Below are 19,208 nucleotides of genomic sequence, written 5' to 3' on the forward strand. Positions count from 1 at the left end.
CGTCGATTCCACCTTACCCAACATAATCAAGCTCAATGCCGTTTTTAATCACTGTATCGATTGTTCCGCCGCCAAGACACTCTTCGCCGTCATAAAAAACAACCGCTTGTCCAGGCGTAATCGCGCGCACGGGTTGTTCGAATTTCACAATTGCCTTGTTGTCATCCAATAATTCAACGGTAACATTCGTATCAGGTTGACGATAACGGAATTTAGCCGTACAGCTAAATGTTTTCGGCATTTCACGCGCAGTTGAAAAACTAACATCGATTGCAGTGAGACTATCAGAATATAGTGCATCGTGATGGAAGCCTTGTCCAACTAATAACACATTTTCTTTCAAGTCTTTTCCGATGACGAACCACGGATCTCCCGCACCGCCAATGCCTAAACCATGGCGTTGCCCAATTGTGTAATACATCAGTCCATCATGATTTCCCATCGTTTCCCCGTCCATCGTTTTCATGAGACCAGGTTGAGCAGGTAAATATTCTCCGAGGAAATCTTTGAAGTTACGTTCGCCAATAAAACAAATCCCGGTCGAATCTTTTTTCTTTGCAGTTGATAATCCTGCTTCTAGCGCTTTCTTACGAACATCTTCTTTTTCAAGATGTCCGATTGGAAACATTACTTTTTGCAGCATTTCTTGCGTTAACTGATTTAAAAAGTACGACTGATCTTTATTGTCGTCTTTCCCGCGCAGCATGGATACGCCGCCCTCAACTTGGGCAACCCGGGCATAATGTCCGGTTGCTAAATAATCCGCGCCAAGACTCATTGCATGTTCTAGAAATGCTTTGAACTTGATTTCTTTATTGCACATGACATCCGGGTTTGGCGTTCGACCTGCTTTATATTCCTCTAAGAAATACGTAAATACCTTATCCCAATACTGCTTTTCAAAATTTACCGCGTAATAAGGGATGCCTATATCATTACAAACACTAATAACATCCTCATAATCTTCAGTAGCTGTGCATACGCCGAATTCGTCTGTATCATCCCAGTTTTTCATAAAGATGCCAATGACGTCATAACCTTGCTCCTTCAATAGCAATGCAGCCACCGAAGAATCGACGCCGCCTGACATGCCAACGACGACTCGTGTTTCGGATGGAGTTTTTTTTGTATTCATTTTCCAATCAATCCTTTAATTTTCATTTTACTAATCTTTTAACGATATCAGCTGTTTTCAAAGCAGCTGTCTTTATATGTTCATCATCCAGTCCGAGTCCAAAACTAAACCTTACAGAATTTCGAAGCTCAGGCGCACCTTCCCCGTACATCGCCGTTAAGACGTGTGATGGGTCAAGCGAGCCAGCTGTGCAAGCTGAACCGCTTGAAACGCAAACTCCCGCCATATCTAGATTAACAAGGAGCGATTCAATATCAGTCCCAGGGAAACTGATGTTTACGATATGTGGTAATCTTTCTGTTTCTATAGCATTAACAGAAAAGGTTATGTCTTGCGCTTGAAGTGTTGTCGTTATTATTTTCTCGAATTCATGATATTTCTTCGTGTTTACTTCAATTGACTCATGAGCAATTTTCACAGCATCCGAAAAGGCGACAATCGCCGGGACATTTTCAGTGCCCGCGCGTCGTTTTCGTTCTTGCTCTCCACCATACAAATGCGGTTTCGTAGTCATCCCGGTCCGTTCATAAAGGAATCCGACCCCTTTTGGACCATTTAACTTATGGGATGAAACAGACAGTAAGTCAACCTGAAGTTCTTCCACGTCAATAGGCATGATTCCGTAGGCTTGTACAGCATCCGTATGAAAAATGGCTTGGTGTTCTTTTAGAAGTTCACCAATTTCGCGAATGGGCTGCAATGTTCCGACTTCGTTATTTCCCAACATGATTGTCACCAAAATCGTTTCTTCAGTGAGTGCGTTTCTAACTTGTTCAACATCAATTCGTCCATTTATATCGACTTCTAAAAATGTAACCTCATACCCGGCTAATTCAAGTTGTTTGCAAGTATTTAATACGGCGTGATGTTCAATATTCGTTGTGATAATATGGTTCCCTTTGTTTTTCATCGCATTTACTGTTCCGAAAATAGCGATATTATCAGCCTCTGTACCACCTGAAGTGAAAATGATTTCAGATGGTTTAGCATTGATTGACTGGGCCATTGTTTTTCTAGCATCGTCCAACCATTTACGCGCTTCCCGGCCGTAACTATGAATGCTCGAAGGATTTCCAAATAATGAGCCTAATAATTCGGCATATTTTGTAGTGACAGACGGATGAACCGGCGTTGTCGCCGCATGATCAAGATATATAGTCATCATTGAAAAACTCCTTTAAATGTAAAACATATAACTATCGCTTGTCGATTCATCTTTAGATTTGATGAGATCTGCGATTGTTGTTGTATCTAAAACATCTCGAACCGCATCAGCAATTCGTTTCCATAATTCATGTTGAGGAATATCCGTATCGCCAAGTCCTTCAATCGGTTGGATAGGCCCTTCTAATACACGAATGACATCCCCGGATGTAATTTCAGAAGGAGGTTTTGCCAACATGTATCCGCCGTATGCACCACGCACACTTTTCACAATTCCATTATTGCGCAATTGCGGTATTAATTGTTCCAAATAGGCTTCCGATAATGATTGTTCCTCAGCGATTTGACGAAGTGGAATTGGACCATCTCCGTATTTAGATCCGAGTACAACTACGACTGTTAACCCGTATCGTCCTCTTGTCGAAATTTTCATCTAATAACCCCGTCCTTTGCGTGTTGCTTCAAAATATTATAACATAACTGCTCCAACGCTTCCGTAAAATGATTTCAACATGATTGATGTGTATAATAGAAGAACGGTTGTACGAGGAGTGAGACTATTGCATAACGAACCATTAGCATATCGAATGAGACCGCAGACGATTGATGAAATCGCCGGTCAAGAAGAAATTATCGGGAAACAAACCGCTCTTTATCAGCTGATAAAGAAAGGGCATGTCCCTTCAATGTTATTATACGGTGAGCCTGGAATAGGAAAAACATCGCTTGCCCATGCAATTGCAGGTACAAGCAACCTACCCTTTATCGCGTTGAATGCGACAGTATCAGGGAAAAAAGATGTTGAAAATGTTGTTGCTGAGGCGCGCATGACAGGAAAAGTTCTACTATTTTTAGATGAAATTCATAGATTCAATAAGTTGCAACAAGATACGTTGCTTCCGCATGTAGAAAGCGGCTCCATTGTTTTGATCGGCGCAACGACTGAAAATCCTTTCCATGATGTGAACCCCGCGATACGTTCGCGTTGCGGGGAAATCCGGCAACTTACTCGATTAAGACCCGAAGATTTAATAGGTGTTCTCCGACGGGCGTTAGAAGACGAAGACCGAGGACTCGGTAAAAAGAAAATCAAAATCACTGGTGAACAACTTCAAATGATAGCGGAGGGTGTTAACGGGGACGCTCGAAAAGCACTAAATGTTCTCGAATCCGCAGTGATTGCAAGTGATGAAGTCGACGGGGAAGCAATCGTTGAAGACTGGTTGATAGAAAATCTTTTAGGCAGAATCGGATTGTTTGGCGATAATAAAGGTTCGCATTTTTACAATTTATTATCTGCTTTGCAAAAATCGGTTCGCGGCAGCGACGTAAATGCCGCAATGTATTATTTGGCACATTTATTGGAAACTGGAGATATTATTGCTGTTTCTAGACGGCTTCTTGTTATGGCATATGAAGATGTTGGATTAGCTTCCCCGGAAGTCGGACCTCATGTTCTTGCTGCAACTGATGCCGCGGTTCGACTCGGGATGCCAGAAGCCCGGATTCCACTAGCAAATGCAGTCGTTGAAATGTGCCTAGCCTCCAAATCAAATTCAGCCTATAAAGCATTTGATGCGGCTGTGAATGCGATAAACACTGGAAATACAGGAGACATTCCATTACATTTACGCGATACGCATTATGCGGGTGCTGCTGAACTCGGGCATGTCGGCTACAAATATCCGCATGATTCCCCTATTGGTTCCTTTGGCGGCTGGGTAAATCAACAATATTTACCGGACAAAGTCGAAGGCACGGAGTTTTATAAACCCGTGCTCGCAGGTGAAGAAGTAAAATTAGCAGCAATCTATGATCGCCTTAAAGAGTTTAAGAGAAAAAAGTAAAATGAAGCATGTTTACATAATATATTTATCTTAAACTTAAATTGATGGGATCGTAAGAATATAATGATTTTGGAGAGGTTTATATGACTTCGAATAAAAAGATTTTGGGTAGTGATCGCCGTAATTTACTCTTGAAATTATTAAAGGATGCAAGTAACCCTATACCTGGCAGAGAGCTTGGCGAAATTACAAATGTTAGCCGGCAAGTTATTTCTGGAGACATTACTTTGTTAAAAGCAAAAGGCGAACCGATTATCGCGACTAATCGCGGGTATGTCTATATGCATCCGCTGGTTGAACAAAATAAGATTGAAAAAGTGATCGTCTGCAACCATACGTCGGAACAAACAGAAGAAGAATTAAATATTTTGGTCGATCATGGAATTATTGTGAAGGACGTAAAAGTTGAACATCCGATTTATGGAGATTTAACTGCGTCAGTAATGGTTTCAAATCGGAGCGAAGTGCAGAATTTCATCGAAAATATTAAGCAAACAAATGCAGCTTTATTATTAGAATTAACTGAAGGCATACACCTTCATACGATTGTTGCGAAAAGTGAACAAGAAATTGAAAACGCTGAAGATGCGTTAAGAAAAGCGGATATTCTCGTCGAGTGACGGATATCCGCTAAATATCCCCTACCAAAATACGATTATATCACTAAGTACATCAAGCATCGTTGTACTTTTAGTTGTATTAGTACGTTCTTACTTCAGTTCCCGCACAATCATTTCGAGCTCTCCTCGGTCGAGCCATATGCCCTTGCAAGTTGGACAAACATCAATGAATACAGACTCTTTTTTTATTTCCTGCAACTCCACATCAACACAAGTCGGACACTTCATATGAAACGCTTCCCCTTTTTTCTACCAACTGTTATTGCGATTTTTATAGTAAATGAGTTGATCGATCCACTTCCCGCCTTCATAAAAGAAGTCTTTCCTTACGCATTCAAATTGAAAGCCAGCACTTTCGGCGAGTTTCCGGGACGGCTCATTATCGACATTAATCTGCAGTTCAATGCGATGAAAATTTAATTCGGAAAAGAAAAGCTCCGTTGCTGCTTGAACGCTTTCTTTACCGTAACCTTGCCGGAAAAATTGATTGTGAATGGAGTACCCCATCATAGCCCAGTCATAATCCTGCCTTAGAATTTTTATTACTTCTATATTGCCTATATTCGCCCCATCTTCTTTTCTAAAAATCCCTAATATATACACATCATCTTTTTCAGCAGTCTCCCGAAAACCTTTAATCCAATCAATAAACCACTTTTTCGTATAGGGTGATGAATCTTCATAACCATCATCATATTTATAAGTCGAGGGCAGTCTATTATCAAACCCGATAGACCATTGTTCATAATCGCTATTTCGGAAAGGCCTCAATAGTAGTCGATCTGTTTCAATTGTTAATGTCATCATTTTTTACCTCCTGCAGTTACATACTACTATTATAACTAAGAGTTTCACGATTTGGTGCAATGATATTCAACTTGAATTGTTAGAACAATATAAATATGCTACGCTAATCTGTAGCAATATGAATATATCGCATGGAGGAATTAAATGGAATTGAGAAACTTGACGATTAAAGAAATGAAGGATGGATTTAATAATAAAGATTTTTCTCCTGTTGAAATCACCCGTGATTATTTGAACCGAATTGAAGAATTTAATGAATTAAATGCTTTTATTACCGTTACTGGGGAAATCGCATTAAAGCAAGCAGCCATCGTAGAACAAAAATACCTAGCGGGCGAGCAGACCGGAGTGCTTGAAGGAGTTCCAATTTCTTATAAAGATAATCTGTATACAAAAGGGATTCGAACAACGAGCGGCTCAAAGATCGAGGAAAATTTCATACCTGATGTTGATGCAGGGATTGTCTCGAAACTCCAACGCGCGGGAGCTGTCAATCTAGGTAAAGTGAATATGCATGAGTACGCTTTTGGAATCACATCGGATAATCCTTTTTATAATCCTGTGAAAAATCCATGGAATACAGCGTATACGCCTGGCGGTTCTAGTGGCGGTTCGGGAACTGCTGTCGCAGCTTCATTATGCGCTGCTTCAATCGGAACAGACACAGCGGGTTCAATTCGTATTCCGGCCGCGTCTACTGGTATCGTAGGGCTAAAACCTACTCATGGTTTAATCATCGATACAAATGTCAGAAATATTTCTTGGTCTCTTGATCATATTGGACCGCTGACAAAAAATATGGGCGATTTAGGTATCATGATGGATGCGATGACAGGTGAAGATTATTCAAGTTCCCTATCAGAAGACATTCGCGGTCTTCGAATCGGCGTGCCGAAAAACTACTTCAATGATTTGATAGAAAACAATACTGCCGAATTATATGCGGAAGCGCTGGCAAACCTTGAAAAACTGGGCGCAATATTAATTGAAGTTGAGATTCCTTTCTCGCAAGCCGATTTAGCCTATTCACTCAGCATCGGTATAGCAGAAGCCGGCTTTGTGCATGAGAAGTTTTTAGCTGAATCAATTGATTTATACGGTCGTGACGTTAAAGCTTCACTTGAATTCAGCCATTCTATATTAGCATTGGATTATATTAAGGCTTTAAAAAGGAAAAATGAAGTATTTATGGATTTTGAAGAATTATTCACTACCGTAGATATATTGGCGACTCCGACAATGCCCGATACTACGAAGAAAATAGGAGAAACAAAATTTGAAATAAACGGCGTGATGGATAGCACGTTTAATTCGATGATCCGCCTGCCAGCTGTTTTCAATTTTACAGGCCAACCCGCCCTTTCACTTCCGTGCGGGATTGCACAAAACGGTCTGCCAGTCGGACTGCAACTAGCGAGTTCCTCATTTAATGAGAGAACATTACTGCATGCTGGTTACGCGTATGAACAAGCATTTTTAGGATCATTTTACGAGGAACGAGAAAAACGCCTACTAAAATCATCGCTTACAAATTAGGAGGATTAACATGGGCTTATTGATGTTTTGATCGTACAGCACTTTCTTAGAACATAAAATAAGGAGTGTTGGAAATGGAATGGGTACAAGATTTTTATAAGGAACAATATCGAATCTCCGAAGGCATGGCAGATACGATCACGAAATTCGATGAAGAACTTGTTGATAAAGTTGAAGCATCTTCGCATGTAAATGGACGATTAAAAATCCTAGAATTAGGCGGCGGTCTTGGCGGCGAAGCGAGGCCACGAGGTGACTGTCATTGAACTTGTTCCTTCAGCCGTTGAAAAGATTCATAAATTAGCGTCGCTGCATGATGTCGAAGAAAAGATGAATATCATCCAAGGCGATTTTTATGAGGTTAATTTACCAAGTGACTTTGATGTTGTTTGCTACTGGGACGGCTTTGGCATCGGTTCAGATGACGACCAAAAACTCTTATTGCAGCGAATAGACACTTGGCTCTTACCTTCCGGCGTTGCTTTGATCGATATCTATACCCCGTGGTATTGGGCAAAAGTTTCTGGTCAGGAAATGAAGATTGGCGAAAATAGCTATAGACGATATAGTTTTGATGCAGAAGGTTGCCGGATGCTTGATACTTGGTGGTCAAATGACTCTAACAAAGTTACACAATCTTTACGCTGTTACTCACCCGCTGATTTAAACATGTTGTTGTCCGGAACAAGTTTATTTTTACATTCAACTAAAGCCGGCGGTGAAATGGATTATGATAAATGGTTTTTCACCGAAAATGTTCCATTAGAAAGAGCCATGACTTTTCTAGCTGAGCTTAAAAAGGTTGATACAAGAGATGTTTTACCCGTTGAGTTAAGTGTCAAAAACACAAAATAAAGCACGAAATAGACCGCTAATCCACGTATGAATTAGCGGTCTAAAATGCCTCTGCTTCAACATTTACATACAATTCACGATTACTTTAACAACCAAGTTGACTACACGAATTACACGCTAATTCAAGGGGTCAATTTTTCTTGCCAAGGCGTGAATTTCTTTTGTCAGCCGCACTCAAGATAAATAATGTTGCAATACCAAAAACAATGCCCTCAATAATCATCACAGTCCAAATACCAATAGGGAACAAAAGTGAATAAAAAAATAATAGTAATCCGATTGCTAATATTAAAGTAAAGCCTATAGCAAATGACAACTTTTCAGGTAATGCTTTAAATTTAGCTATCATTTTTTCACTCTCCTGGTTCTTTATACGAAAAAAGTACTTTTTTTACCTATCCGAATTATAAACCTGCATTTTTTATAATTATACCACATTATTAATTAGCTTCCTTTCACTTTTGGAATACTTCGATAAAATAATGAAAAAAGCAGTGCTAATTTGAACTTTAATTTAAGGTTGTTTGTAGATTGATGCTTTAATTTTATTCATTGGCAATTTTAAATAGGTTCTTTCTAACTTCCTATTTCCCTATTAAGTTGTTTCAAAAACTCCACCATAAATTGATGACGTTCTTTAGCTAATCGTTTTCCTTCAGTCGTCACCATTAAATCCTTTAATAATAATAACTTTTCATGAAAATGGGTTACCGTAGCGGTCTCCTCTTTACGATATTCTTCTTCAGACATTTTCTTGCGCGCTTCTTCATTTGCATCATATAATTTTCTTCCTCTCGCTCCCCCAAAAGTGAAAGCCCTTGCTATTCCGATAGCGCCTATTGCATCTAGCCGATCTGCATCACGAATAATCGCTCCTTCAATTGACGTAAAAGGTTTTTCATTTCCGCCGCTAAATGATACGCTGTCAATACAAGCGACTACTTCATCAATCAATTTTTCATCGGCTCCGTGCAATTCAAGGATTTCTTTCACGGATATCGTATCTTCCAACTTATATTTCGCATCTTCAATATCATGAAGTAGGACACCTAATTTAATGATAGATTCATTTGCCGATGGTTCTGTCGCTGCAATTTCCATCGCATTTTTCATGACCCGATCGATATGATCCAAGTCATGGCTCGCATCAAAATTCCGATAGATTTCTTCAGCTGTTTTCCTGCATTTTTGAAATAGTTGTTCCATTCGATTCACCTTCTTCATTTTTTAAAAAACTGCAATTCACATTTCAGAAAATTTGGGCACATCATTGACGTACTATGTCGATTCATGTATAGTAAAATCATCCATGTTGCATAATGGAAGGACATTGAAGGACTGAGGAGGGGCGTATATGTACCAAGGAAAAGTGAAATGGTTCAGCAATGAAAAAGGATATGGTTTCATTGAAGCGGAAGACGGAGAAGATGTGTTTGTTCACTTTACTGGAATTGTCGGTGACGGGTTTAAAACGCTTGATGAAGGAGAAATAGTATCTTTTGAAATCACTGACGGGAACCGCGGACCTCAGGCGGCCAATGTCTCCAAACTAAGAAATGACTAACTTTCAACTACAAATCCCGCTAGCATGTAAATTGCTTGCGGGATATTATTTTGAAATCTTATTCAATTGACTGCCCAAAAATTTAAGTTGGTCTCCTACTGTACATCCATTTATACAAAATCGATGCGCTGCAGTTTTACCTTTGTCTTTTGCAAGCTGGCTTTTCAGGAAACAACCACTGCAATATTTATCAATAACCGTATCGATCTCTAACATAATGATTGTTTTATCCATTGCGGTCCTCCATTTAAGTTCATTCTAATGTCGATGATAATTAGATGCAAGCATCTTCGATAATTAGGGTACGCAATACACTGAAATATAAACAAAATTTCGAGGTGGTAAGATTGATCGAATTATACACAGACGGCGCTAGTGCCGGCAATCCTGGTAAAAGCGGTATTGGCGTTTTTATCAAAGGTGAAGGACATCTTATTAAAATTTCCGAGAGTATCGAACCTACCAATAATCATACAGCTGAATTCCTAGCCCTGCTCCGCGGTGTTAAGGAAGTCGCGAAATTAACAAAAGGCATTGTTTCCGTACGTTCGGATTCGCAGGCAGTCGTAACTGCAGTCGAAAGAGAATTTGTTAAAAATGAAGGACATAAGCTAATTTTATCTGAAATCTTGGAAGTAGCAAAATCATTTGATTTTTTCTTTATCAAATGGATTCCAAGTGCAGAAAACAAAACAGCAGATGCACTTGCGCGTGAAGGAATACATAAATAGACTGAATGGCATCTCTATCCATTCAGTCTTTTATTTATGCTTTCATAAATGCGACTGTATTTTCGTCACTATCATAGATAACCCATTCACGATTATCAACGACCGAACCTACATTAACCAGTACATTTTCACCGGTCAGATTATAAGGGATTCCAAAATGTATTTTTTTATTAACCCCGTCAATGGATAGCATCGAATTATGACTATGGCCATAAAAAACAAGGGGGCTGTCGACATCGGTCTCTAAAAGCGACCACGGATTGCCGCCCCATTTCCATTGATGTCCATGAATAACTCGACCTTTCTCCAGTTCAATAACATCTGGCATGGAATTTAATGATTCACGTAAGGCTTCGCTTGTTTCAGTAATATAAATAATTCGTTCTTCTTGATTCCCCCTAACCGATGGAAAGTTCAAGAGTTCCGTAAATCCTTGCGGGTTGAGCATAACCTGCTCTAGATTTTTAAATTTGAAATCAGTAATATCTTTTTTGCTAATGATGCATTCATAAAGATCCCCAGTACCTACCACTGTTGCTTCTGGCGCAACCGCTTCTATATGATCGAGCACTTTTTCTAAATCTTCTTTTGATGAATGAATATCGCCAAGTAATACATACCTCATCTATTTCACCACTTTAACCTTTTTCAATTTGCGCGTCTTCTCTGGACACCCAATCACTGTAACTTCCCACATAAAGACGGATATTTTCATATCCATAATGCGAAAGCATTGCATAGAGCGGAGAAGCTGTAACACCGCTTCCGCAATACACCGTTACTCTTTGATCGGAATCCGCCAGTTCTGACAACATTTCTTTTACCCTGTCGTCAAATTGAAATTTCCCGTCATTTTTTAATTGCTCCCAATCAAAATTTAATGCCCCGGGTATGTGACCCGCGACTCTGTCCAACGGTTCAACATCTCCGCGATAACGATTTGCAGCACGTGCATCGACTAATAGATTCTCCGTTTCACCCGCTACAGTTTTCTCCACAAACTCCCGTGATGCATAAATCGAATCATTCCAATCAGGGTTTACAGACGACTTCATTGGCTGTGTAATTTCTTTATCAACAGGAACACCTGACTCTTTAATTGCATCGAAACCTTCTACTACGATAAAAGCATTCAGAAAGCCGGCATATTGAAGGAACCACCATGCACGGGTTGCAAATGGACTTCCTCCGTCATCGTAAACAAGAATCGTATCATCTATTTTCAGTCCGCTTCTCCTATATAGTTCAACTAAAGAATCCTTACTCGGCATGGGTTGCCTTCCATCTCTTTTAGTTAAATCGGACAAGTCATCATTTAAATCCCAATGCACTGCACCGCTAACATGACTTTCCTTGTATAATCGCTTGCCTTCTTCTGAATCAGCTAATGAAAAACGAGCGTCGATCCATTTAACTTCACTCGTATCAATATCTTTAATCGAAACAAAAACGTTGCTCAACTACACCAACTCCTTTTGTAATGAATTGTATAAGTTCCGCCACTCATCGATTTTTTCAGTTTCCGTCAGAAGCGTTCGTTCCGATTCAATTTGCGTCATGCACTCTTTGAATAAATGGACTCTAAGTGCCTCTGCTTCTTCTACAATTAATCGATCAACCTGAACCTCAAGTCGTTTCTTTTCTCTATCAAGATATAGTTCTGTATCTTTCCTCAAAAGTTCCTCGAGACGGAGCTTCAGTTTATCTCGATCGCCTCGTTCGAAAAATGATTTTTCATTTCGAAACAGTCGATTGACACTGCCATACACCGCGGAATCTGGAAATGGAAAATCAAAAGACAATATGTCAGCTTCTTTTGGTTCAAATAAGGTCGGTTCGAATACATCATCGATTTCTTTGAGCGATTGAACTTCTGTTCGTTGTCGACTCATTAATTGCTTGGTTAAAAAGTTGACGATTCGTAAATTTGTTACTTTCAATTCCTGAGTGAGGTCAAATCCGATCATGTGAACTGTTTCATCAAGCGCGATTTTCAATGCTTCGCTAGAAGATTTAGCCGCAAAAACAGATGGATTATAAGCTTCCCTGAAGAAATCACTGAATCGCAAGAAGACACGCTGTAAAATATAATAAACAAGTTCATTTAATTCGTTCTTTGTACTTGTTTGAAATACTTCAATAAAACTGCTCGTATATTTCTTTTGAATTATTTCTTCTAAGTCAGCTAATTCAGTTAGCCGCTCCGATTTTCTTTTCATGTTTTTTTCGGTACGTGAAATGAGGGACGCTAACCGTTTTGTCGTTTTCATTGTTTCCTCTTCTAGTGATTGTACAGCTAGTCCTCTTAAGTCATATTCCAAGAAATGATGAAAGTCGCTTTCGAATATATCCATCATTTCATTGCTTTGATTTTCGTTTTTCGCTTGAAGCGCTTCTAAACTAGATATACCATGCACACGGGGATTTCGAATTCCGAATTTTTGCAGTTCATTCCCGACAAATGATTGCACTAACGCCGCTTCTTCATCATTTGATGCCAGGTCAATTGCGTTTACAATGAAAAACATCTTATCTAATTCGAATGCATCTTTCACACGGCCCAATTGAATCAGAAATTCTCGGTCCGCTCTTGCAAACGCATGGTTGTAATACGTAACAAATAGAATTGCATCTGCGTTACGAATATAATCGAATGCAACATCCGTATGACGAGCATTTATCGAATCAGCGCCCGGTGTATCAACGAGAGTAATTCCTTTGCGGGTTAATTCGCAATCATAATAAAAATCAATGGATTCCACGAAGCAGCTTCGATTTTCTTCAGCGACAAATTTGACGAATTCATCTCGTTGCACTTTTAACACTGTACCTAATACGTCTCTATATATCGGATAGCCTTGTCTGAATGCATCAATAAAAGCCTTGTGAATATGAAGTTTCTCATCTGTCAATTTTGTATTCAGAGCCTCATCTGCATTGGCAAAAGCATCCTCCAAATTTCCAACATGAATTCCAAGCGCTTCGAATGAGCGTAGAACATCCTCTGTCATTCGATCCATCGTTTTCAGGATGACGTCAGCAGTTCCATCTTCTTTACCCGGACCAATGGGACAAATTCGATTAATCGTCGCAGTTGTTGGATTCGGAGAAACTGGAAGAATATTCTCGCCGATTAACGCATTGGAAAAAGATGACTTACCAGCACTGAATGCTCCAAATAGAGCGACTGTAAATTCTTGTTCGTCCAAGCGTTTTGCTTTTTTGCGTAAATACTGAGCCATGTCGATAAATCCTGGTACATTTTCCACAACCTGTGCAACATGTAGCGCGTTGCTGCTCACTTCTTCACTTGCAGAAGACTGAACTTGGTCAATTTCAATTTCATTTTCCGGTTCAATGAAAAATGATTGAAGGGATAATAGTTCCGCCGTTTCATCCCGGGCAAACTCCGTGATATCGAGAACATCATCTGTATGCCAAGTTTTTATAAGCATGTCCCGTTTTTCTATTAACATCGGAGATGGGCTTTCAACTTTTTCTTCAATCAATTCTAAAAGATGTTTCAACTGATCAACACGCCCGATTACTTGGAGCTTTTCCTCCAATGAATTAATTTCTTTGTGAAAGAGGTCGCTTTTTTCATTTCCAGAAGTACGAATAATTTTTGAAACCTCTAATTTCCAGTCCTCGGTCAAACGTCTGTATGCCATAATAATATTTGTTTTCATTTGATTTGCATTGTTAATAACCGTCTCGCCCGTCATAATCTCCGAAGCATTGAAATGCTTTGTCACTTCTTCAAAAGGAATGACAAGGTTTAACGAATCGACTGCAAGTGAACGGTCATCACTTAATAAATGCGAGTCGCTTAATAGCTTTTTCATAAAAGTTTTTACATGGACTTCAATTTGCGTGTGAATAAGCTTGCCAATATTTTCTTCAAAAGCATCTTTTCGTCTATTTCGTTCTTCAGCCGTCTTCTTTCCACCAAATAGAAAACCGACTTTGAAAGTTGGAGAAATCGATTCCAAATAACTTTTTAACAACTCTCTAGTTTCGTACGGAGTGACTGCCGCATTTTCAATTAATGCGGATAATCCCTTATCAAAGGAATCTAAAAATGCGTCTTCCGTTTGCAGGGTAAGCGCTTTTCTCGTTTTATTCAATTCGTCTTGGATGGATTCATATTTTATCCACTCACTTTCCAAAACCAGTGAAGAATGCAATTCTTTTTCTTCGGCAATTTTCTCTCTCAAGAAGCGTTTATGTTCTTCTTGGAGTTGGAGAATCGTATTATTAGCATTCTCGATAAAAAAATCTTCCCAATTACTCATCGATCCTGTAATTATTTCTTTCACTTCGGGAAAATCATTATGCGGGTGATCCTCTACTTTTAAGCTTGTATAGAAAACACCTTTAGGCTTAACTCCCCATAATTCAAATGATTTTTCAACTGAATACCGGAACTCCTCAAATGACAATTCACTCTCCCGATGTTTATCAATTTGATTGATAATTAAATATACATTCGGATTATGACGCATTAATTCCTTCGTGAAACTAAAGTTCAATTCTGATTGAACGTGATTATAATCCATCGTATAAAAAACAAGGTCCGCCAAATGGAGTGCGGATTCTGTTGACTGGCGATGAGCATCATCCGTCGAATCTACACCTGGCGTGTCCATGATCGTGATGCCCTCTGGCAAAGCGGAATCTTTATGGCCGATTTCAACTAACGAAACAGCGGAACCGTCTTTACTGTATGTTTTCACGGCATTCGGGAAATCATGGCCTTCATATTTAAGTGCTTTGCCATCCATTAGATGAATGATTGCATAATCCGTATCCGACTTTTTCACTTTCACGATGTTTGCACTTGTCGGAATCGGACTAGAAGGTAATAAATCAACGCCAGTCAACGCATTAATCATCGATGATTTTCCAGCTGAAAAATGGCCGGCAAATCCGATCATGTATTCTTCTCTTGCTAACTTTTTACCAAAGAGTTTTATTTTATCGTATCGTTCACTGTCTTCATTCTGTTTAAATAACTCACCGTATGTTGCAGCTGTCGTAATTAACTCAGTAAGTTCATGTTGAAATTTCGGCATTAACTTTCGATCCCTTCATCAATTTCTATTTACATTGTACCACTTCTTTCGACAAAAAAATGTTCCTTTACCAAATAGATGGTCAAGGAACAATTTTCTTATAGATTATAGAGTTTACTGTATTTCTCAGATAAATACTCTGCTAAGTATTTTGCGATTAAACCTTCGCCTGTCGTATCTTTGATTATTTCAAGCGGTTTTTTCATTTTACCATGCTTATGGACATTTTCAGTCAACCACTCCAGAATTGGTGAAAACTCTCCCGTTAAAAGCAATTCATCAAAATTGGGAATGTCTTTTAACATCGCGACTTTTAATTGCGCTGCATACATAGAACCCAATGCGTACGATGGGAAGTAACCAAATGATCCACCCGACCAGTGAACATCCTGCAGAACGCCTTCCCCATCATTTTCGGGAGTCACGCCTAAATATTCTTTGTATTTTTCATTCCAAACTTTCGGCAAATCTTTAACTTCCAAATCACCATTGAACAATTCTTTTTCAATTTCATACCGAATCATAATATGGAGCGGATACGTTAGTTCATCGGCTTCAATGCGGATTAACGAAGGTTTAGAAGCATTAATCGCACGTATGAAACTCTCTAACTCAACGCCTTTAAATTGCTTTGGTGAGTGAGCTTTCAGTAAATCGAAATTGTATTTCCAAAAGTTTTCATGATGGCCGATAAATTGCTCATAAAACAACGATTGCGACTCATGGATCCCCATTGATGTCCCTTCTGCAACTGGAAGCCCTTCTAACTTCTTATCAATGTTCTGTTCATAAAGTGCATGACCACATTCATGGATCGTTCCAAAGATGGCAGACCTGAAATCATTTTCATCATACTTGGTCGTAATCCGCACATCGCCAATCGTAATCCCCATGGCAAATGGATGTACTGTTTCATCAAGCCGTCCAGCATCAAAGTCATAGCCAAGTTGTTTCAATACTTCATGACTAAAATTCACTTGTTTATCTTTTGGAAAATGGTGAAACAAAAATGACGTATCAGGATGATTGTCTGATTCTGAAATCTTCTTCACGAGAGGGACAATCGTTTTTTTCAATTCATCAAATACCTCATCAATTACTTCAGTGGTGAGTCCCGGCTCATATTGATCGAGTAGTGTATTGTACGGGTTTCCGTCCTTTTCACCCCAATAACCAATAAAGCGTTTCGTCGTTGCGACGATTTTTTCTAGATATGGTTGAAACATTTCAAAATCCGCTTTTTCTTTCGCTTCTTCCCAGACCGATTCAGACTGTGAAGAGAGTACAACAAATTCACGGTATTCTTCCGAGGGAATTTTTTTGCTTAACTCATATTCTTTCTTCACTTCTTCAAAGGTCTTCAACATAATAGGATCAAGTGACTCTTTTTTCGCTTCAAGCTCTTTTAATAAATTTGCCATTTCCTCAGAAACGCTCATATTAAACACTTCAGCTGATAAAGTCCCCACCGCTTCCGATCTTGATTCAATTCCCTTTTTCGGCGCCCCAGTTCGCATATCCCAATACATTATAGAAATAGCCTCGGAATAAGCACTCATCTTTTTAAGCAAAGCCAAAAATCTTTCTTCAGTAGTCAACCTATTTCCCCCTTACGACGATAAAGTTCTACTTTATAGTAGCATAATTATGGCGAAATAATCGATTTATTTTGAAATAACTCGCTTTCAGCGTTGATGTTTCTAATTTGCTTGCACTCATTGTAGGTTTTACTTGCACTTGAGGGACTTTGCTTGCACTTCAAAGTATTTTGGTTGCACTTAAAAAATTTTGATTGCAAGTCGGGACCTTCTCACTACGCAAAAATGAACCCAGCATATAAGATCGCGTTAAATAACGCTCTGCTTCCAATGAAATCAACGGACCATATAAAAAAACGAGTACTTTAACAAAAAATCTGGTTAAAGTACTCGCTATTATTAATTAAAAACAACCTCGACAGGAAATAATCCTTCAATTTCATTTTTAACTTGTTGTTCAGTAGGATCTAATAATAAATGTATCGTTCCAGAATCTGCAGATGTTCGAATTAATCTCCCCGCACCTTGACGAAGTCTTAATAGCATAAATGGAAGATCGACTTCACGGAACGGATCATTTGCATGTTGCCGCCTTGCTTCAAACAAAGGATCTGCCGGAGGGAATGGCAAATCGTGAATAATTACTTGCGTCAACGCGTCATTTGGAATATCCAAGCCTTCCCATAATTTATAGGAACATAAAACTTGAATTTCTTTATGCTGGAACTCTTTAATGATTGACGACAATTCCCGTTCACCTTCAAATGCCATTTGCGATTGACTGCTAACCGGAATTTGTTCCTTAAACTGCTTCATCGCAAATTCTGACTTAAACAGTATAAGTGTTTGCTGACCGGTCTCCATAAGCTCCATGACCTTATTCGCTTTATCATTCATAGCAACATCATATGCGTGGACTTCCATTACTTCATCATAATCAAATGGCGAATCAACGGAAAATGACAGAAATTCTTGTATCCCAAGACCATCTGCCAAATATGAAAAGTCTTCTTGCACAGAAAGTGTCGCTGATGAAAAAACGATTGGAATACGCGATGAAAATAACTTTTCGCGTAGAATATCAGTAACCAGTCGCGGCATTACGACCAGCGTCAACTCGCCTTCTGGCTCTTCTATCCAATCAACAGCATCATTTTCCGTGATGAATAAAGTCATCGAGAAGATGTATTGATCAAGATATTCCTCGACCATTTTCAATTCATACTCTGGAATTATATAAAGTTCACCTTCGAAAACAAATTCTTCGAGAAGAGATGTCGATAACTCGACAGCTTTTTTTCCTGTTTCAATAATATCATTAACTTTATCAATCGCTTTTCGTTCATTTTCCGATTGTTCGGCATGCGTGCCAAGCAAGTCGAAAAATTCGGCATGCGTGTCGATTAAGTGTTCCATTAACTGCAAAGTAGGTTCTCTTATATCATTTACCATGATTCTTTCCAAGAGATTCAGCAAGGTGCTATTTTGTACCTCGTACGTAAGCGCTCTTTGTGCAGAGTACTCAAGCAAATGGCCTTCATCAAACACCACCATTGACACGTCTGGCAATAATGGCAATTGGCCTTGCCTTTCACGAGAATCCTTCGTCCAAATATGTTCCATGTAAAAATCATGGGAGCAGATGATAATTTCTACAGCCTCGCGGTAATGATTGCGATGTATTGTTTGCCCGCATCGATTTCGTAAATCGCAAGCTAAACATTGTTGTATCGGATGAAAGTTAACCGTATTCCATTCTTCATCGCTTAGCTCTGGATAATCCGAACGTTCTCCGTAAGGAATGATTGATTGCAATGATCCCGAGCCGTAAACAAAGTCTGGAAGGCTAACTTCAATATCTTCGATATATTCTTCGTCCAATCGGTTAGACGCTTCATCTAATCGTTTAAGACATAAGTATTGATTGCGGGCTTTTGCAAGACGAACATCAATATCAAGGTTTAGCGCGTCGCTAATTTTTCGAATATCGCCGTCTTCCTTTACTAGCTGTTCAATAAGCGTCTCGTCAGCACATGATATAAGCGCTGGCTTCCCTGTATATCGCGCATATGCAATCGCTGGAAGCAAGTAAGCAATTGTTTTGCCAGTACCAACGCCTGCCTCGGCAAAAAGAACTTTCTTTTCTTTTAACGCTTTTTCAATTTGAAATGCCATATAAATTTGTTCGTCCCGACATTCAAATCCTTTTTCTGTTAACTCATCGTATAACGTATCCCCTATCCAGTCATTGAGTGAATCATAAAATGACTTTTCTTTCGATAAAGGAAATGGCATTCTTCTCTTCATGCAGCGAACTCCTTCCAATAGCGGTGCAA

20 protein-coding genes are annotated in these 19,208 nt (G+C 39.2%); 7 read left to right on the forward strand and 13 right to left on the reverse strand.

All coding sequences use genetic code 11. The features are described from left to right. Positions 1-13 precede the first annotated feature (13 nt). Genes mnmA through cymR form a run of 3 tightly spaced genes read right to left on the reverse strand, consistent with a single transcriptional unit; the run spans position 14 to position 2,732 of the window. Positions 14-1,135 carry a tRNA 2-thiouridine(34) synthase MnmA gene (gene mnmA / locus G8782_RS02605; protein ID WP_172369345.1) on the reverse strand — a complete coding sequence of 374 codons (1,122 nt, stop codon included), beginning with the start codon at positions 1,133-1,135 and terminating at the stop codon, positions 14-16. A 22-nt stretch (positions 1,136-1,157) separates the two neighbouring features. Next, positions 1,158-2,300: a cysteine desulfurase family protein gene (locus G8782_RS02610; RefSeq protein ID WP_172369346.1), complete on the reverse strand. Its 1,143-nt coding sequence runs from the start codon at positions 2,298-2,300 to the stop codon at positions 1,158-1,160. 12 nt (positions 2,301-2,312) lie between these two features. Beyond that, entirely contained in the window at positions 2,313-2,732 is a 420-nt protein-coding gene (gene cymR / locus G8782_RS02615; RefSeq protein ID WP_172369347.1) for a cysteine metabolism transcriptional regulator CymR, read from the reverse strand. A gap of 127 nt (positions 2,733-2,859) precedes the next feature. Between cymR and G8782_RS02620 the strand changes: the two genes are divergently transcribed. Continuing rightward, positions 2,860-4,146 (forward strand): replication-associated recombination protein A, encoded by a 1,287-nt coding sequence (locus G8782_RS02620; RefSeq protein ID WP_172369348.1) that lies wholly within the window; start codon positions 2,860-2,862, stop codon positions 4,144-4,146. Between the two features lie 83 nt (positions 4,147-4,229). Continuing rightward, positions 4,230-4,766, forward strand: a complete 537-nt coding sequence (locus tag G8782_RS02625; protein WP_172369349.1) for a transcription repressor NadR — start codon at positions 4,230-4,232, stop codon at positions 4,764-4,766. A gap of 90 nt (positions 4,767-4,856) precedes the next feature. Here the strand turns inward: G8782_RS02625 and G8782_RS02630 are convergent, their stop codons facing one another. Next, the gene (locus G8782_RS02630; RefSeq protein WP_172369350.1) at positions 4,857-4,994 is read right to left on the reverse strand and encodes a TFIIB-type zinc ribbon-containing protein; all 138 of its coding nucleotides are present in this window, start codon (positions 4,992-4,994) and stop codon (positions 4,857-4,859) included. 21 nt (positions 4,995-5,015) lie between these two features. Beyond that, positions 5,016-5,573: a GNAT family N-acetyltransferase gene (locus G8782_RS02635; RefSeq protein ID WP_172369351.1), complete on the reverse strand. Its 558-nt coding sequence runs from the start codon at positions 5,571-5,573 to the stop codon at positions 5,016-5,018. Between the two features lie 144 nt (positions 5,574-5,717). On the opposite strand from G8782_RS02635, the gene G8782_RS02640 reads away from it, so the two are divergent. The 3 genes from G8782_RS02640 (at position 5,718) to G8782_RS02650 (ending at position 7,964) form a co-directional block, all read left to right on the forward strand. Then, positions 5,718-7,109: an amidase gene (locus G8782_RS02640; RefSeq protein WP_172369352.1), complete on the forward strand. Its 1,392-nt coding sequence runs from the start codon at positions 5,718-5,720 to the stop codon at positions 7,107-7,109. Positions 7,110-7,183: 74 nt separating this feature from the next. Further along, on the forward strand, positions 7,184-7,375 hold the full coding sequence (locus G8782_RS02645) for a hypothetical protein (protein ID WP_172369353.1): 192 nt from the start codon (positions 7,184-7,186) through the stop codon (positions 7,373-7,375). After that, positions 7,362-7,964, forward strand: a complete 603-nt coding sequence (locus tag G8782_RS02650; protein WP_172369354.1) for a class I SAM-dependent methyltransferase — start codon at positions 7,362-7,364, stop codon at positions 7,962-7,964. Before G8782_RS02645 ends, G8782_RS02650 begins: the two co-directional genes overlap by 14 nt. Before the next feature lie 130 nt (positions 7,965-8,094). Here G8782_RS02650 and G8782_RS02655 read toward each other — a convergent pair whose 3' ends face one another. Both G8782_RS02655 and G8782_RS02660 read right to left on the reverse strand, forming a co-directional pair. Then, complete coding sequence (locus G8782_RS02655; RefSeq protein ID WP_172369355.1) at positions 8,095-8,313, reverse strand: hypothetical protein; 219 nt, start codon at positions 8,311-8,313, stop codon at positions 8,095-8,097. Positions 8,314-8,540: 227 nt separating this feature from the next. Further along, entirely contained in the window at positions 8,541-9,170 is a 630-nt protein-coding gene (locus G8782_RS02660) for an HD domain-containing protein (protein WP_172369356.1), read from the reverse strand. Positions 9,171-9,318: 148 nt separating this feature from the next. Here G8782_RS02660 and G8782_RS02665 point away from each other — a divergent pair, with 148 nt between their 5' ends. Continuing rightward, complete coding sequence (locus tag G8782_RS02665; RefSeq protein ID WP_172369357.1) at positions 9,319-9,528, forward strand: cold-shock protein; 210 nt, start codon at positions 9,319-9,321, stop codon at positions 9,526-9,528. A 45-nt stretch (positions 9,529-9,573) separates the two neighbouring features. On the opposite strand, the gene G8782_RS02670 is transcribed toward G8782_RS02665, so the two are convergent. After that, the gene (locus tag G8782_RS02670; protein ID WP_172369358.1) at positions 9,574-9,762 is read right to left on the reverse strand and encodes a zinc-finger domain-containing protein; all 189 of its coding nucleotides are present in this window, start codon (positions 9,760-9,762) and stop codon (positions 9,574-9,576) included. Positions 9,763-9,875: 113 nt separating this feature from the next. On the opposite strand from G8782_RS02670, the gene G8782_RS02675 reads away from it, so the two are divergent. Continuing rightward, positions 9,876-10,259: a reverse transcriptase-like protein gene (locus tag G8782_RS02675; RefSeq protein ID WP_172369359.1), complete on the forward strand. Its 384-nt coding sequence runs from the start codon at positions 9,876-9,878 to the stop codon at positions 10,257-10,259. A 34-nt stretch (positions 10,260-10,293) separates the two neighbouring features. Here the strand turns inward: G8782_RS02675 and G8782_RS02680 are convergent, their stop codons facing one another. From G8782_RS02680 to G8782_RS02700, 5 genes are all read right to left on the reverse strand, one after another. After that, positions 10,294-10,884 carry a metallophosphoesterase family protein gene (locus G8782_RS02680; RefSeq protein ID WP_172369360.1) on the reverse strand — a complete coding sequence of 197 codons (591 nt, stop codon included), beginning with the start codon at positions 10,882-10,884 and terminating at the stop codon, positions 10,294-10,296. A gap of 13 nt (positions 10,885-10,897) precedes the next feature. Next, positions 10,898-11,719 (reverse strand): sulfurtransferase, encoded by an 822-nt coding sequence (locus tag G8782_RS02685; protein ID WP_172369361.1) that lies wholly within the window; start codon positions 11,717-11,719, stop codon positions 10,898-10,900. Next, positions 11,720-15,334 carry a dynamin family protein gene (locus G8782_RS02690; protein WP_172369362.1) on the reverse strand — a complete coding sequence of 1,205 codons (3,615 nt, stop codon included), beginning with the start codon at positions 15,332-15,334 and terminating at the stop codon, positions 11,720-11,722. A gap of 98 nt (positions 15,335-15,432) precedes the next feature. Then, the gene (locus tag G8782_RS02695; protein WP_281357879.1) at positions 15,433-16,932 is read right to left on the reverse strand and encodes a carboxypeptidase M32; all 1,500 of its coding nucleotides are present in this window, start codon (positions 16,930-16,932) and stop codon (positions 15,433-15,435) included. A gap of 339 nt (positions 16,933-17,271) precedes the next feature. After that, positions 17,272-19,179 (reverse strand): ATP-dependent DNA helicase, encoded by a 1,908-nt coding sequence (locus G8782_RS02700; protein WP_172369363.1) that lies wholly within the window; start codon positions 19,177-19,179, stop codon positions 17,272-17,274. Between the last annotated feature and the right edge of the window lie 29 nt (positions 19,180-19,208).

The organism is Sporosarcina jiandibaonis (assembly GCF_013184495.1).
In the GTDB taxonomy this organism is placed as follows: domain Bacteria; phylum Bacillota; class Bacilli; order Bacillales_A; family Planococcaceae; genus Sporosarcina; species Sporosarcina jiandibaonis.